The organism is Gordonia sp. 135, from assembly GCF_009720185.1.
Lineage (GTDB): Bacteria > Actinomycetota > Actinomycetes > Mycobacteriales > Mycobacteriaceae > Gordonia > Gordonia alkanivorans.
The window spans coordinates 2,375,927-2,391,589 of record NZ_CP046257.1; the positions used below are offsets into that span (position 1 = coordinate 2,375,927).

General features: G+C 66.4%; 15 protein-coding genes. 6 read left to right on the top strand and 9 right to left on the bottom strand.

The features are described 5' to 3' along the window. Positions 1-25 precede the first annotated feature (25 nt). Positions 26-1,684, bottom strand: coding sequence for an alkaline phosphatase D family protein (locus GKZ92_RS10670; protein ID WP_006357523.1), 1,659 nt, complete (start codon positions 1,682-1,684; stop codon positions 26-28). 70 nt (positions 1,685-1,754) lie between these two features. On the opposite strand from GKZ92_RS10670, the gene GKZ92_RS10675 reads away from it, so the two are divergent. Next, positions 1,755-2,438, top strand: a complete 684-nt coding sequence (locus tag GKZ92_RS10675) for a DNA alkylation repair protein (protein WP_040003991.1) — start codon at positions 1,755-1,757, stop codon at positions 2,436-2,438. Positions 2,439-2,526: 88 nt separating this feature from the next. Further along, positions 2,527-3,024, top strand: coding sequence for a DUF2332 family protein (locus GKZ92_RS10680; protein ID WP_230461929.1), 498 nt, complete (start codon positions 2,527-2,529; stop codon positions 3,022-3,024). A 14-nt stretch (positions 3,025-3,038) separates the two neighbouring features. On the opposite strand, the gene GKZ92_RS10685 is transcribed toward GKZ92_RS10680, so the two are convergent. Then, positions 3,039-4,307, bottom strand: coding sequence for an MFS transporter (locus GKZ92_RS10685; RefSeq protein WP_155225239.1), 1,269 nt, complete (start codon positions 4,305-4,307; stop codon positions 3,039-3,041). Positions 4,308-4,331: 24 nt separating this feature from the next. Here GKZ92_RS10685 and GKZ92_RS10690 point away from each other — a divergent pair, with 24 nt between their 5' ends. Beyond that, positions 4,332-4,913, top strand: a complete 582-nt coding sequence (locus GKZ92_RS10690; RefSeq protein WP_035752543.1) for a TetR/AcrR family transcriptional regulator — start codon at positions 4,332-4,334, stop codon at positions 4,911-4,913. A 42-nt stretch (positions 4,914-4,955) separates the two neighbouring features. Here GKZ92_RS10690 and GKZ92_RS10695 read toward each other — a convergent pair whose 3' ends face one another. The 4 genes from GKZ92_RS10695 to GKZ92_RS10710 form a co-directional block, all read right to left on the bottom strand. Continuing rightward, positions 4,956-5,834 carry a hypothetical protein gene (locus GKZ92_RS10695; protein WP_075863417.1) on the bottom strand — a complete coding sequence of 293 codons (879 nt, stop codon included), beginning with the start codon at positions 5,832-5,834 and terminating at the stop codon, positions 4,956-4,958. A 144-nt stretch (positions 5,835-5,978) separates the two neighbouring features. Beyond that, positions 5,979-7,337, bottom strand: coding sequence for an NADP-specific glutamate dehydrogenase (gene gdhA / locus GKZ92_RS10700; protein ID WP_006357540.1), 1,359 nt, complete (start codon positions 7,335-7,337; stop codon positions 5,979-5,981). Between the two features lie 736 nt (positions 7,338-8,073). Next, entirely contained in the window at positions 8,074-8,559 is a 486-nt protein-coding gene (locus GKZ92_RS10705) for a GreA/GreB family elongation factor (protein WP_035752330.1), read from the bottom strand. Between the two features lie 45 nt (positions 8,560-8,604). After that, a complete protein-coding gene (locus GKZ92_RS10710) occupies positions 8,605-8,970 on the bottom strand; it encodes a hypothetical protein (protein WP_006357543.1) in 366 nt (121 codons plus the stop codon). 451 nt (positions 8,971-9,421) lie between these two features. Between GKZ92_RS10710 and GKZ92_RS10715 the strand changes: the two genes are divergently transcribed. Continuing rightward, a complete protein-coding gene (locus GKZ92_RS10715; RefSeq protein WP_230461930.1) occupies positions 9,422-9,865 on the top strand; it encodes a hypothetical protein in 444 nt (147 codons plus the stop codon). Between the two features lie 64 nt (positions 9,866-9,929). Here GKZ92_RS10715 and GKZ92_RS10720 read toward each other — a convergent pair whose 3' ends face one another. Continuing rightward, positions 9,930-10,931, bottom strand: a complete 1,002-nt coding sequence (locus GKZ92_RS10720; RefSeq protein WP_035752334.1) for an alpha/beta hydrolase — start codon at positions 10,929-10,931, stop codon at positions 9,930-9,932. A 297-nt stretch (positions 10,932-11,228) separates the two neighbouring features. On the opposite strand from GKZ92_RS10720, the gene GKZ92_RS10725 reads away from it, so the two are divergent. Then, positions 11,229-12,605, top strand: coding sequence for an NAD-dependent succinate-semialdehyde dehydrogenase (locus tag GKZ92_RS10725; RefSeq protein ID WP_155225240.1), 1,377 nt, complete (start codon positions 11,229-11,231; stop codon positions 12,603-12,605). Between the two features lie 149 nt (positions 12,606-12,754). On the opposite strand, the gene GKZ92_RS10730 is transcribed toward GKZ92_RS10725, so the two are convergent. Beyond that, positions 12,755-13,228: a winged helix-turn-helix transcriptional regulator gene (locus GKZ92_RS10730; protein WP_035752544.1), complete on the bottom strand. Its 474-nt coding sequence runs from the start codon at positions 13,226-13,228 to the stop codon at positions 12,755-12,757. Between the two features lie 121 nt (positions 13,229-13,349). Between GKZ92_RS10730 and GKZ92_RS10735 the strand changes: the two genes are divergently transcribed. Beyond that, complete coding sequence (locus tag GKZ92_RS10735; RefSeq protein ID WP_006357548.1) at positions 13,350-14,522, top strand: acetyl-CoA C-acyltransferase; 1,173 nt, start codon at positions 13,350-13,352, stop codon at positions 14,520-14,522. 22 nt (positions 14,523-14,544) lie between these two features. Here the strand turns inward: GKZ92_RS10735 and GKZ92_RS10740 are convergent, their stop codons facing one another. Next, complete coding sequence (locus GKZ92_RS10740; protein WP_035752339.1) at positions 14,545-15,291, bottom strand: MBL fold metallo-hydrolase; 747 nt, start codon at positions 15,289-15,291, stop codon at positions 14,545-14,547. Positions 15,292-15,663 lie beyond the last annotated feature (372 nt).

The window sequence follows — 15,663 nt, forward strand, 5'->3', positions numbered from 1 at the left end:
GCGCATTTCGTAGCAGACGACGACGCTATGTCCCCACGCGGTCGACGGATTCGTCCGTCAGCGACATGTCGGCTGCGACGTGCAGCTTGCCGTCCAGGTCGGGCTGTTCGAACGTGACCCGCGCGTCCCGTCCGTCGACGATCAGGGAGGCGATGGTGTTACCGAACAGGGGGCCGAGCGCGTTGTGCCACGTGACGGGGAGTTGCGGCGCTCCGCGGGAACCGGCCCAGCGTCGGACGATCTTGGCAAGACGCGGCGACCAGCCGAGCCGGAACACGCCCTTCATGTACGGCGGTATGGCGTTGTGCACCGGTGAGCACACCAACTGATAGACCACCGCACCGGTGGTTTCGGCGAAATCCGCTCGCGCGGCATAACTGTGGTGGACGTCGCCCGACAGGACACTGATGGTCGCCGGACCGAGGGTTCGATCGCTGTTGCCGAGGCCGGCGACCCCACTGATCATCCGACTCAGCCGGGTGAAGGAATCGAAGAAGGCGGGCCAGTGCTCCAGGTCGGCACCCTGCCGGATCTTCTCGGCCAGCTGTCCGACCCGGCCGTCGTGGCGGGCCCCGATCTCGTTGAGCGTCTCGACGTCGCTGAGGACGGGCGGGAGCAGCCACGGCAACGACGACCCGAGCACCAGGTGGTCCACCGACTCGACGTCGTCGTTGACCTGGTCTTCGATCCAATCGAACTCGGTGTCACTCAACATCTTCCGGACGCCACCGGCGAGAATGCGGCCGTTACGTGAATCGATCATCGTCAGTCGCGTCGCGCCGAGATCCCACCGGAAGCTGAACCGGATCCCTTTGACGCCGTCGGTTTCGGAATCGGCGCGGTCGGCGAGATCGACCAGATGCGGCCAGCAGTCCCCGGCGATCTCCCTCACCTGGCGGTAGCCGTCGGAGGCGTCCAGTTCCGCGGGGGACAGGTTACCGAGGTGCTGATACACCCAGTACGACGCGAGTCCGGCGCGTATCCGGTCACGCCACCAGGGTTGGTCGTCCATCTGCCGGCGCCAGGTGTCCGAGGTGTTCCAGTCGTCGCGGATGTCGTGGTCGTCGAAGATCATCGCGGTCGGGACGGTGGACAGGATCCAGCGTATCTCCGGGTCGCCCCAGGTGTGCCGGTAGAGACCCTCGTACTCCTGGAAGCTCACCACCTCGTCAGACGGACCGGCGGTCGAGGTCCTGGTCGACTCGAGCTTCTCCTTGACCTGCGGCGTCAGTTCGTCGGCGTAGACCTGATCGCCGAGGAGGATGAGGGTGTCGGGCCATTCGTCGACGGGCAGGTGGCGCATGCGGACCGCATAACAGTCCAGTGCGTCGAGTCCGAGTTTTTCGTCGACCTTCGGGTCCTCCGCCTTGGGGTAGCGGCACGACCCGAAGACGAGCCGGTGATGGCGGGCGCTTTCGGGTCCGCGCGTCCGAATGATGCTGGGCGGAAAGTCGGAATCCGGCAGTGGCCATTCCCGAGAACCGTCGACGAACACCTCGTATTCAGTCGTGGTGTCCGGCGTCAGACCGGTGACCTCGACGAGCGCGTAGTGATTTCCGACGACCTCGAAGGTGTGCGAGCGGCTGCCGAGGACCTCCACCTCCGCGGGTCCGTCCGTCTGGACCCAGACCAGCGCGGATGTCTCGTCGACGTGCCGAAGGATCGGACCCAGTACCAACGCCATCCGCCCAGACTAGGCCCGTGGAACGGTGTCCGTGGGCCGATAACCTATCTGGGTGGAGACCGGAGACGTCGTGACCGAAACCGCCGACACCGAGGCTGCCGTCGCCCGGGTACTCGCGGAACTCGCCGAACTCGAGGACCCGAAGATCCGCGCGGTCAACGAGAGGCACGGAGACGACCACGGCGTCAATCTGACCAAGCTGCGGGCCGTCGCCAAACGTCTGAAGACCCAGCACGACCTCGCTTCGGCGTTGTGGGCTACCGGTGACACGGCCGCTCGACTGGTCGCAGTGCTCATCTGCCGACCGAAGGCCTTCGACGTCGCGCAGCTCGACACGATGGTGCGCGAGGCCGGTCGCCCGAAGGTGCACGACTGGCTCGTCGGTTACGTCGTGAAGAAGAACCCGCACAGGGAAGAACTGCGCGTCGCGTGGATGGACGACGCGGACGAGGCCGCGCGCAGCGCCGGCTGGGTCCTCACCACCGAACGGGTGGCCAAGAAGCCCGACGGACTCGACCTCGTCGGGCTTCTCGACATCATCGAATCGGAGATGCGGGACGCCCCGGACCGCCTGCAGTGGGCGATGAACACCTGTTTGGCGACGATCGGCATCGAACACCCCGGATACCGGGCGCGCGCCATCTCCATCGGTGAGCGCCTGAGGGTCCTCGAGGACTACCCCACGTCACCCGGATGTATCTCACCGTTCGCGCCCACCTGGATCACCGAGATGATAAAGCGACAGCAGGCGTGAGCGTCATGCGTCGGTGTACTGCACGGCGACGTCGAGGATCGCTGTCGGTCTGTGCGCTTCGCTCGCGCGATTCGATGCCGATGTCGAGGTGATCGGCCCGAAAGAGCTGCGGACGGCCTTCGCGACGCTGGCGGAGCGGTCGGCACGAGCGTCCGGGGGAGTCGCGTCAGATGGGGCTCTCCCTGATGGTCTCGGTGAAGCACTCAGATCACACCGGGCGGTACGCGGTCCTCTATCCCGCGATCGCCGAGGCGGCCCGACGCTGCGCCGCCGAGCGCGTAGGGCTGATCTCGACGACGAGCTCGATCACGCAGAATCATCTCCACCGCAACAGATTTCGGGAGATCCGATCATGACGCTGTCGGATGCGGTCTCGTGTGTCCCGGATCGGGCGCTGCCTCTGGTCATCACCGCCTGGTCGCTGTCGGGGTTCTCGCCGGAGAGACGACGCCGATTCGTGCATGCGTTGGAGGAGCTCTCCTCGGCGAGAGGACTGCCTGGGTGTCGGTCGAAGGGGTCGGGGTCGCGCCCACCATTCCGGCCCTCGGGGATCGTCCGGCGTCTGGGCACAGCATCATCGGGCTGACCGTGTTCGAGCCGTCAACCACATTGCCGCGCTTCGATGTCGCCGGCGACGCGGTCGGCCGGTGCTGGTCCCGCGGACGGTTCATGTCCTGGTTCGCCTGAGTGGTCCGCGCGGTCCGCGGGCACCCGGTGACCGGTGCGGTCGAGTGCGGACACGGCGATGGACGCACTCGACAACACCGCGGCCACGACGAAGGCGAGCCCGTAACCCGCGGCGGTGATAGTGGCACCGAGGGCGATGGCACCCACTGCCTGCCCGAACATCAACGCGATGAACAGGAGTGCGGTACCCGCAGCCGATCGTGCCGCATCGATGGTCGAGGTCCAGGCGATGAGCGCGGATGTCGCCGAGGTGAAACCCCACCCGAAGAAGAGGCAGCCGACGAGCGTGACCGCCATCTGTCCCGGAGCAGCGGCGACCAGGAGAATCCCGACCGTCATCGTTCCGCAGCTGAGTGTCCACGCCGAGGTCGCCGACCACCTCGCCAACGGTGTGGCGGTGAGAGCCACTGCGGCGCCGCCGATTCCGATCATGATCCACGCGATGATCGTGCCACGTTGGGATGATCCGCCGGTGTCGACGAGGATCGCACGGCCGTACGTCCACATGGCGCTCGACGCCCCGCCCAACAGGACTGCGGCGGTCAGTGCCGTTCGGTGACGACGGACCCAGTCCGCGGACATGGCATTTCCTTGCTCGTTCCGATCGGCGGGATCGGGCCGGTCGGCCGTCAGGAGAGCGATCGCGATGAGCACGGTGATCACGCCGATGACGGCCCAGGTGAGTCGCCATCCGGGGAGGAACAGCAGCGCCAGCAAGCCGGCGCCGACAAGGCCGGGGCCGGTGCCGGAATTGACCATCGACTGCGCCCGATCGATGCGCTTCGCGTCGATGTTGCGCCTGACGACACTCACCATCGCGGGCGACGCCAGGCCTGCCCCGACCGACGCGATCACGGCACAGAGTCCGAAGACAACCAGATGCGCCGCTGCGGCCATACCCCAGACACCGCCGGCCGCGGTCGCCGTGGCGACGACGATCAACATGCGCGGGCACTGTCGTCCGAAGAGGAATCCGCACAGCGCGGCCAGGCAGTAGACCAGCGACGATCCCGCGGAGATGTATCCCGCCCCGGCCGAGTCGAGGGCCAGGTCTGTCTGGATGTCGGGCAGGAACAGTCCATAGGCGAGTCGCACCAGCCCGTAGGTCGCGGCGATGAACGCGATACCGGTCACGATGACCAGCCATTCGCGATCCAGACCAAACGAAAACGCGCGTTTCATATTTTCGATACTAGGCTGATGACCATGCCGGTGCGCAAGAGCTCCGAGGAGAAACTGCTCGACGCAGTTGATGACCTGGTGTTCTCGCGTGGAATCGAGACGACACCCGTCGACGCCATCCTCGCGCGTGCGGGTGTGTCGGCCGCGACGCTGTACAGGGGTTACCGCAGCAAGGAGGCGCTCGTCGCCGCCTCGCTCGAACGACGACACGAACGCTGGCGCGAGACATGGGGGAGCGCGATCGCCGCCGCGGCCGACGGCGAGGGCCGACTGCTCGCCATCTTCGACGCCATCGACGAGTTCGCCGCGCGGCCGGACGGCGCGCGATGGTGCGCGTTTCTCGGAACCGCGGCCGAGATGTCCGACCCGCCGGCCGAGATCGCCGAGGCGGTCTCGCGCGACACCGACTACATGCGCGAGACGCTGCGCGATCTCGCCGCACGAGTGCCGTGCGCGGACCCGGACCACCTCGCCGAACAGATCCTCGTCGTCGTCACCGGCGAACTCGCGATGCGTCTGCGGGACAACCCGTTACGGAAGTCGACGCTCGGCCGGGAGGTCGCCACGACCCTCATCGCGAACGCGGGCACATCTACTACGAATTGAGTACCCGTCGGCGTACTGCGGTTCGAGTACTGGCGAACCGACTCACTCGAAGTACGAGGCGTACTTGCTGTAGGGCACCTGGCCGTCGGGACTCGCCGTGATCGCGGCGGCCACCGGCTGCGGGATGGGCGCCCAGTAGGCGGGCATCGCGGCAGCCAGCGACGGTTTGACGATGTAGAGCAGCGCGAAGTTCACGATCCAGAGCGGGGGAGCCATCGACATGCCGACGGTGCTCGTCAACCCGGCCTTGGTGTTCGTCACCAGCTGCGCGGTTCCCGACATCTGTTGCGCGACAAAGCCGAATGGGACCTCGATGGTGTACGCCGACCGATAGAGCGCAATCAGGCTGTCGGTCGCTCCGTTGTTCCGCAGCCACGTACCGACGTAGCCCCCGGGGGCGATCAGCGAATTGACCTGTCGCGTGGGCGCACTCGCGTTCGCGGGACTCTGCAGCATGCCCTGCGCGTCGACGTACAGGCCGTAGCTGCCGACGACGGAGTCGCCGAACATCGGGCGACCGGTGGTGTTCGTCAGGATGAGCAGGCAGGCGTCGATGATCTTGGCGGCGTCGCGGCTGCCGCCGATACCGCCGCCGGTGAGGAGTGCACGGTACTGCTGTTCGGACAGTGCATCTTTCGGCGACAAACCGATGGCGGCGGCCACCCGATCGGCGGCCGCGGGACCGAGTGGTCGGTTCAATTGCGACGGGTCGGTGAGCTTGGGTGGCGCGACGCGCTCGAAGGCCGGAGCGCCCGAGAACGGAAGGTCGAAACCGGTTGTACTCCCCGGGGCCGCCGCTGCTCTCGGGGCGATGCCGACGGTGAGGGCGAGCGCCGCGACCATTGCGAGGACCACGGCAACGGGCCCGGATCGCAGCCGCGCGACGGGGTGACGGTGAAGTGGAGAGACCTCGATGTGCATGTGGGACCTGCCAATCGCGCCGACCTGTGAGTTGGCCAAGTGAAACCCGTGGTCACCGAGGTGTCAATAGTCCGCGCGGCCGACAGCGCCGTCGAAGAAGCCGCCGGTTCGCGGGTGAGCTCGCGAACCAGCGGCCGGTCCGGGTCAGATCAGACCGAGAGCCAGCATCGCATCGGCCACCTGGGTGAAGCCCGCGATGTTCGCGCCCATCACGTAGTTGCCGGGAGCGCCGTACTCCTCGGCGGTGTGCAGGCAGTGATCGTGGATGGAGGTCATGATCTCGGAGAGGCGCTCCTCGGTGTAGCCGAAGCTCCACGAGTCGCGAGATGCATTCTGCTGCATCTCGAGTGCGCTCGTGGCCACGCCGCCGGCGTTCGCCGCCTTACCGGGCGCGAAGCTGACGCCCGCTTCGCCGAAGATGCGTACGGCCTCGGGGGTGCAGGGCATGTTCGCGCCCTCGGCGACGATGCGGACCCCGTTCTTGACCAGCTGTGCGGCGTCGGCGCCGTTCAGTTCGTTCTGCGTCGCGCACGGGATCGCGATGTCTGTGGGCACGTTCCACAGCGAGCCTTTGGTGACGAACCGCGCCGAGGGGCGGGCGTTCACGTAGTCGCCGATGCGACCCCGCTGGACGTTCTTGATCTCCTTGAGGAGTTCCAGGTCGATGCCCGCTTCGTCGACGACGTAACCGCTCGAGTCCGAGCAGGCGACGACGCGGCCACCGAGCTGCTGGATCTTCTCGATGGCATAGATGGCGACGTTCCCCGAGCCGGACACGACAACCGTCTTGCCGTCGAGTTTGTCGTCCACTGCGGCGAGCATGTCGCGAACGAAGAAGACCGCGCCGTAGCCGGTGGCCTCGGTGCGCACCTGCGACCCGCCCCAGGCGAGTCCCTTGCCGGTCAGGACACCGGACTCGTATCGGTTGGTGATGCGCTTGTACTGGCCGAACAGGTAACCGATCTCGCGGCCGCCCACGCCGATGTCACCGGCGGGAACGTCGGTGTACTCACCGATGTGGCGGTAGAGCTCGGTCATGAAGGACTGGCAGAACCGCATGATCTCGAGATCCGACTTGCCCTTGGGGTCGAAGTCCGAGCCACCCTTGCCGCCACCGATCGGCAGGCCGGTCAGTGCGTTCTTGAAGATCTGCTCGAAGCCGAGGAACTTGACCACGCCGAGGTAGACGCTGGGGTGGAAGCGGAGGCCGCCCTTGTAGGGGCCGAGCGCCGAGTTGAACTCGACGCGGAATCCGCGGTTGACCTGTACCTGGTTCTGGTCGTCGATCCACGGCACGCGGAAGATGATCTGCCGCTCCGGTTCGGTCAGACGCTTGATGATGCCGGCGTCGGCGTAGTGCGGGTGCTTGGCCAGGACGGGTCCGAGGCTGTCGAAGACCTCACGAACGGCCTGATGGAACTCGGCCTCCCCGGGATTGCGGGTAATCACCTGTTCGTACAGATCGCTGATCTTCTCGTCGAGCACGACCACGGTGGCCACCACTTCCTTTTCGATTTCTCCAGGGAACGCCGGTGCACCCTGAACCGGGTCACCACCCCGCAGCCTATCGAGCGGCAGGAAGTATCTATAAATCCACTCGGCGCCGCGCCCAGGCGACGATCGCCGGGAAGTTCTCGGGGGCGCAATCCGACGCGCTCGTCACAAGATAGAAAGCCGAGGTCAGAGCGTTTCCATTGACGGCGGCCTCGTAGCCTGCGACACGCGCGACGTGTCGGGCACGCTCTCGTGCGACCTCGGTCTCACCCGGTGTTGATGCCTCGGCGACCACGAGCAAACCGAGCCTGCGGGCGTTGGACGCGGCAGTCAGCACGGCGTCTGTCAGTTCGTCCTCCTGCCGCCGTTCGAGCCGACGGCCACGCCAGTCCCACCATCTGCGCCGCGGCCGTGGCGCGCGACCCAGCACGGCGATGCACGACCTCGCCCCGACCGGTATGCGCCGCGCCGGGACAGGGTCGTAGCGGTCATCGCGAACCCCCGGGCCATCGAACCCGAGGTCCACGACCTCGATGCTCAACCCGTGGTTGCGGAGGGTTCGGCACAGCCTGGTGGTCAACGCGCCCGGTCGTCCGATGACGAGGACATCGGCAGTCGCCGTCGGGTTCCGAGTCGGAAGCGCGGACGGCCGAAGGTCGCTCGACGAGACCTCTGCCGGTCGTGCGCCGGCCCTCATCGGGGCGCCGCCGGACGGGCGCGACCGCGAGCACACGGCCACGCTGCGTCAGAGAAGCTCGATCCGGTGGTCTTTCACCGCTACCGTGCTCTCCTGCCCGTTGGGCAGCCGATAGGTCCGAACATCGCCGACGTCGGCGCCCAGCACCGCACGTCCGAGCGGTGAGTCGGGTGAACAGACGTCCATCCCCAGCAGGGCATACTGCTCCGGAGGTCCCACCAGGAAGGTGGTGACGTCGGTCGGATCGTCATCGAAGACGACCGTGACGACCGAGCCGACCTGCACGGTGCCGTCCGCTGCCGGTTCGGCGTCTGCCGTGGACAGGGCGGCATACAGCTGTGCGAGATGCCGGTCGAGGGTCTCGAGGCGCGCCAGGGCGCGGTGGTAGGCGTCGTTGTTGTCCAGATCGCCGGCGGCGCGGTGATCGAGGACCTCGGCACTGACGACGGCTCGATCGCGGATCTCGGCGGCCAGTTCGCGCTCCAGCAGATGTCGGGTCAGGCGGGCCCTCGGGGCAGGTGTTGCGGTGGTCATCGTTGCTTCCTCTGCTTCAGTGGCAAGAGAGTGTTGACGTCCCGGTCAGGACGTCGCGATCAGGGGCCTCGCGCGGAGCTCGAGCATCGGATGGCGTGCCGCGATCTCCGCACGCGCGATGTGGTCCAGGTCGGTGCTGAGGGTCAGAATCCAGGGCACCGACTCGGCTGCCCCGCCCGCGGGCGATCCGACCCCCGAACTCGAGTCCCACGGATCGAGCTCGAGATCGCCGAGAATGTCCCGCGACAGGCTTTCCAACTTCGATGCGGTGAGCCGGCCCGACGGATCCGCGAACGCGAAACAGGCGTCCTTGCCCACCGGCACGCCGAAGTCGTCGACATCGTTTTCCCGATGCCACTGCCGGCGCAGGAGCAGAGAGTCGGAATCCTCGACGACAAGCGAAGACTTCACCGATTTCGGAAAAGCGTTGAATGCGCGCGACGACGCCTGGTCGAGAAATTTCCTCACCCGACTCTTCGATGCGCAGACTCGGATACGACATTCCATGACAACCGCTTGCACGGCGACTCTCCCTTTCACTGAAAACCGGCCTGTCGGGCCGGTGTCACGGACTCTAGCCGAAAAAAATATAAAAGCCAGTCGGCGCCGACCCCGGGCGACCGGTCTGTGAGATCTGCTGTTCAGCAGCAGATTCGGCGACTGGACTTTTATTTTTTCTGGGCTATGGTCACGGAGGTGAGTGGGTGCCCAACCCCACTTCATCATTCATGTCAGCGAGGAATCATGGCAGAGAAGAATTCCAGTTCGAAAAAACGCCGCCAAGAGTTGAAATTGCGACGCGAGAAGAAGCGTGCGAGTGAAGACAGCTCGATCATCCGAAAACGGAAGAATGTGGGATGACGTGGATCAGAACACGCGCCTCGCAGAGGTTCTCACGTATCTCCACGACCGTTTCTCGACGCTGGCCGCGGTCGAGCGGCCGCAGTCGGAGCTCCTTCGCGGATTCCGGGCGGGCATGACGTTTGCACGTGTCTGCGTCCTCGACGAGATCACGACCGAGTCTCTCCGTCCCGACGCGTTCGTCGGCGCAGCTGTGTACTCAGGGGGTCTGCGCCGGGACTTCGACATCATCCAGGGACTGGCAGACCGGCTCGAGCGAGAGGGTCGGTGGGCCGCCGACCCCGATGACAGTGAGTTCCGGGTCGGCTACCACGCCGCGTTGGGGATCGCCCGCCATCACCTCGACGTGGCTCGCCGGACGCTCGACATCCAGGAAGCGCCGGCGGGAGTGCACCGGCCGGTCCGCAGCCGATCCCGACGAGCCGCGGCCCTCACCGCCGGATAGGCGCACCTGTGCGTGGGACGGGGCGCGAGGAGCACGTCCCACGCACGGCGCTGGTCGGATACGGTCAGCGTCGGACGCCGAGGCCCTTGGCGATGGTCGGCCACGCACGGTGGAGGTCTTGGTTCCAGTAGCCCCAGGAGTGCAGTCCGGACCTGAAGTCGTAGGTGACCTTCACGCCCGCCGCGTCGGCCCGACGCTTGAAACTCTGCGTGCACTGGAGAACGACACCTTCGAGAACACCGCCCACCGGGGAGGCGAGGCCGGCGATGCCCAGCGATGGATCGGGCAATCCGTTGCCGACGGCGACGTACATCGGCTTGCCCTTCAGTACCTCCACATGAGCGGCCGGGTTGTGGTCGTCCCACGTCGAGTGGCCCACCGGTCCCCACATGTTGTCGGGGTTACCGCCGCGGGTCGACACCGACGCGGCCGTGGCCTGACGGTATTCGGGTGAACCCTGGTCGAGGCAACCGCTGAACGCCGCGACACCGCGATAGAGGTCGGGATGGCGGACGGCGATCGACATCGCGCCCAGAGCGCCCATCGACAGTCCGCCGATGACATTGCGACCGTTGCCGTTGAAGCGCTTGTCCATCAGCGGGGGCAGTTCCTCGGTCAGGAACGTCTCCCATTTGTTCCGTCCCAGAACAGGATCGGTCTTCTGCCAGTCGGTGTAGTACGCGGCCATGCCGCCGATGGGCATGACGACGTTGACCGGTTTGTCTTCCATGAACTTCACGATGTCGGTCTGGAACGTCCAGCCGCTCTGCGTGTAGTTGGTGTAGATGCCGCCGTCGATCCCGTCGAGAAGGTACAGAGTCGGGCGGGGCTTCTCACGATCTCGGGGGAGCAGCACGCTCACCCGAACGGGTCGCTCCATGGCGGCCGAGTAGACCGTCACGGTCGAACGCGTGGGCGTCGTCGGCGACACCGACAGCACGCGCGTCACCTCACGACTCGGCGTAGTGCTCGGCGCCGCGGCGACCGATCCTCGGACGGCCAGGCTCGCGGTCATGACGACGACGCCCACGCACGCGAGTACGACGGCTCTCTGCCAGATCGACATTTCTCCCCCTACTGCTTTCCGACGGTGCGCCCCCACGCTCCGCGTCGGCGATATCCGCTCAATCATGTACTAGACGCCGCCGACCCGCCGAGGTATTGGACGAGTGTCCGCGTGTCCGCCACCTGAGCTTCGCCGAATATCGTCCGAACGGACTAGCACGACCGTCTGGAGTGGACCCTGGTGCTCGTGTTTGCGTCGAGATCGCGCGGGTACCCGTTCGTGACCAGGGCCGGCCCCATCGAGTGGGCTCATCAACGCGGCCGATCTGAACCACCGACATCGGAAGGACGGTTCTCAGTGAGCACCTACGTCACCGCGAATCCCACCACTGGCGTCACCGACCGGGAGTTCCCCGGTCTCGCCGACAACGAGATCGACGGGCTCGCGGCACGGTCGCTCGAAGCTTTCGAGAGCTGGCGGCGCACCCAGGTCGCGGAGCGTGCGGCCATCCTGTCCCGGACCGCGGATCTGTACGAGCAGCGTGCGGACGAGCTGGCGTCGACGATCACGACCGAGATGGGCAAACCGGCCAAGGAGGCGGCAGGTGAAGTGCAGCTCGCCGCCGACATCTATCGCTGGTACGCCGACCATGGCCCGGACCTGCTGGTCAGCGAGGAACTCGATCCGCAGGGCGCCGAGTCGTCGATCGTGCAGACGGCGCCGATCGGGCCGCTGCTCGGTGTGATGCCGTGGAACTACCCGTACTACCAGGTGGCCCGGTTCGCAGCTCCGAACCTGCTGGCCGGCAACACGATCGTCCTCAAGCATGCGTCGATCTGCGCGGCGTCGTCGGCGTTGATGGCGGAGATCCTGCACGATGCCGGGGTGCCGCAGGACGTGTATGCGAACGTGTACGCGAGCAGCAACCAGGTCGCGGAGCTCTTGGCGCATCCGGCCATCCGCGGGGTGTCGTTGACCGGCAGTGAGGGTGCCGGCGCCGCGGTGGCCAAGGTCGCCGCCGAGAATCTCAAGAAGTCGGTCCTCGAGCTGGGCGGCTCGGACCCGTTCATCCTGCTCGACTCCGCTGACATGGCCCGGACCACTACGATCGCCGCGCGGGCCCGGCTGTCCAACGCGGGCCAGGCCTGCAACTCGCCGAAGCGATTTATCGTGCTCGACGAGCTCTACGACGACTTCGTGCAAGGGCTGGTCGAGAAGTTCGAGGCGACGACGGTGGGGGACCCGGGCGATTCGTCGACGCGCATGGGACCGCTGTCGTCGATCTCGGCACGCGACACCGTCGCCGACCAGGTCAAGACCGCGGTGGACCAGGGTGCGACGCTGCGGACCGGCGGCGCCGCGCTCGATCGTGACGGTGCCTTTTTCCAGCCGACCGTGCTGACCGATATCACTCCGGACATGGATGCCTACGCCGAGGAGATCTTCGGCCCGGTGGCCATGGTCTACAAGGTGTCCTCGGCCGACGAGGCCGTCGCATTGGCCAATGACGTCGAGTTCGGTCTGAGCGGTTCGGTGTGGAGCACCGACACCGCGAAAGCCGAGGAGGTCGCCGACCGACTCGAAGTGGGTATGGCCTACGTGAACGAGCACGGCACCACGCTGCCGGGTCTGCCGTTCGGCGGCGTCAAGCGGTCGGGCTACGGCCGCGAACTCGGACGTTGGGGCCTGGGCGAATTCGTCAACACCAAGCTGCGGCGCACGGCAGCGAAGTAGTTCGCCGGAACCCGCGGAAGTTTGGACAAGACCGGGGGTTCCTGTAAGCGCCCCGGCCTCTGGTTCGACAAGCGGGTTACAGCACCGCGTGAACGTGAGCCCGAGACTAGCAGGTGGATTCGTCTTCCGACGAATCCGTGATCGGGTACTCATCGCCGCGAGCGGTTGACCCTCACCTCGACATCCTCGGGGTCGAGGGTCTTCTGCTCGCCGGTCACCACCCCGACGCGAACCGGATTCCGGGATGCGTCGGTGATCGTGAGCGGTGCGCCGTCGGGCTGGAGATGCTCGTTTCCCCACTGCATCAGCGACATGACGACCGGGAACAGGTCGCGGCCCATGTCGGTGAGCAGATACTCGTAACGGACCCGCTGGCCAGGCTCCTGATAGGGGACCTTCGAGAAGACGCCCGCCTCGGTCAGCTCTTTCAACCGGGCCGACGCGACCGCATCGGTGATGCCGACCCGGCGGGCGAACTGGTCGAACCGGGTCGCGCCGTAGAACGCCTCGCGCAGGATCAGGATCGCTGATCGGGTACCGACCAGCTCGACCGCCTTGGCGATCGAGCAATGCGTCGCCTCCCACCGATCTCGTTCCGCGAGCGGTCCCACCAGCTTCATCATGTGCTCCATCCTACCCTGACTTGACAAGTCCATAGTCAGGGCGTAGACCTCTGACTATGGCAGACAAAAGTCAGCCACACGGGGATCGTCGTCGACGATCCGACACCGATGGAGGTCAGACATGGCAACTGCAGTCATCGTGGACGCGGTACGCACGCCGATCGGCAAGGGGAAGCCGTCGGGCGGGCTCCACGACGTCCATCCGGTCGACTTACTCGCACACAGCCTCCGGGCGATCGTCGACCGTACTGGCCTCGATCCGGCCGAGATCGACGACGTGATCACCGGAGTCGTCAGTCAGGTGGGTGAGCAGAGTTTCAACATCGCACGGCGCGCCCTGCTGGCAGCAGGTCTTCCGGAGTCGGTGCCCGGTGTGTCGATCGACCGCCAGTGCGGCAGCGGTCAGCAGGCGATCGCATTCGCCGCCCAGGGGATCATCGCGGGCACCTACGACGTGGTCGTGGCCGCAGGGGTCGAATCGATGTCACGGGTGCCGATGGGTTCGGCCGCGGCCGGGACGTCGGACCTGAACGGTGTCGCGTTCGACGAGCGCTATCCCGACGGGCTCGTCGGGCAGGGGATCTCCGCGGAACTCATCGCCGCCCGGTGGGGAATCGCCCGCACCGCGATCGAAGAATTCTCCCTTCGGTCACACGAATTGGCGGCGCAGGCGACCAAGAACGGGATGTTCGACGACGAGCTCGCACCGATCTCCGGTCTGACCGCCGACGAGGGGATCCGGTTGGGCGGCACCCTCGAGAGTCTGGCCGCCCTGCGGCCCGCCTATTACGACGAGGCGATCGCGCGGCGATTCCCCGAGATCGACTGGAGGATCACCGCCGCCAGTGCCAGCCAGATCAGCGATGGTTCGGCCGCCGTCCTCGTCATGAGCGAGGAGAAGGCGGCGGAGCTCGGGTTGCGGCCGCGGGCACGGATCCACACCATCGCGGTCGCCGGCGACGATCCGCTCCTCATGCTCACCGCGATCATCCCGGCGACCCGAAAGGTGCTCGCGCGCAGCGGACTCGACCTCGCCGACATCGACCTGTTCGAGGTCAACGAGGCCTTCGCTCCGGTTGTCCTGGCCTGGACACAGGAGCTCGGCGTCGACCTCGACAAGGTGAACGTCAACGGCGGGGCGATCGCACTCGGTCACCCGCTGGGAGCCAGCGGTGCCCGCCTGGCGACCACCGGGCTGAACGCGCTGGAACAGCGGGGCGGACGATTCCTGCTCCAGACGATGTGTGAGGCAGGCGGTCTCGCGAACGCGACGATCTACGAACGCCTCGGCTGAGTCGCGCAGGCGCCGGTCGGTGTCAACTGTCGGTGTGGCGTGCGCGCTCGACGGCCGCCGCCACACCGTGGTGCCACGGGACGCCATGCCCGGGCAGGACGGACTTCGCGCCGGTGGCGGCGAGTGCGTCGAGTGAGTCACGGTTCCGCTCGAAGTCGGCGGTTGCCGACCCGGCGATCAGCCGGGGCCCGTGCGCCCCGGTATACGGATCGAGGGTGACCAATGCGTCGCCGGCGATGACCGCATCGCGGTCGGGAAAGTAGAGGGATACGTGGCCGAAGGTGTGCCCGGGCGTCGGGATCACCTCGGCCCCTCCCGGGAGCTCGCCGTTGTCGGCGAAGGCGGACACATGGGCTTCGTCTATTCCGCGGACCCTGAAGGCTCCGGCAAAGGCCATGCGACTGAGCAATTTCCACGACGGCGGGTTGCGCAGCGGAACTCCGACGCGCGTGGCGTTCTGGTGCGCGTACCGATAGGGATGAGCGGCGAGCCACACATCGTCGCGATGGATGTGGACCGGGATGCGCCACTGCTTGGCCAGGCGTCGTGCGGTGCCCACATGATCGAAATGCCCGTGGGTGACGATCAATGCAGACACCGCATCGACGTCGTGGCCCAGATGGTGGATCGCGTCGACCAGGGGACCGTACGAGCGGGGCAGTCCGGCGTCGACGATCACGAGTCGGTCGCCGTCCTCGACCAGGTACTGGTTGGTGTACGCGTGTTCCAGGCGATGGATTCCCGGTGCGACGTCGCGTTGGAAGACCATGCCTCAGCGTAACCCCAGGAACCGACGTCGGCGACCCACGGTTCGTCGAGTTGGTGGGCGAATCGTCCCTGGTGAGCCCGTGGTTCCGCGAGCTGTGGGCTCGCACGACGTCTTGCGGAGAAGCTGTCGCTGTTGTCCTCGGCGGCGCTGCCATCGGAGGGTTCTGACGCCGGTCGCAAACGGTCGGAACGGTGACGCGGGGCCGGGCTCGGTCCCACCGAATTTTCAGTTGGTGTACGGGATTTCGAGTGTCCGGGGGATGTCGCTGAGGTCCTCGTTGGCGATCGAAGTCGACAAGACCTCCCGAACAGTTGACCAATGGCCCTGTGACAGGGGGCTCCGCAGAGCGATTCTGTGAGAATGCAGGACTAT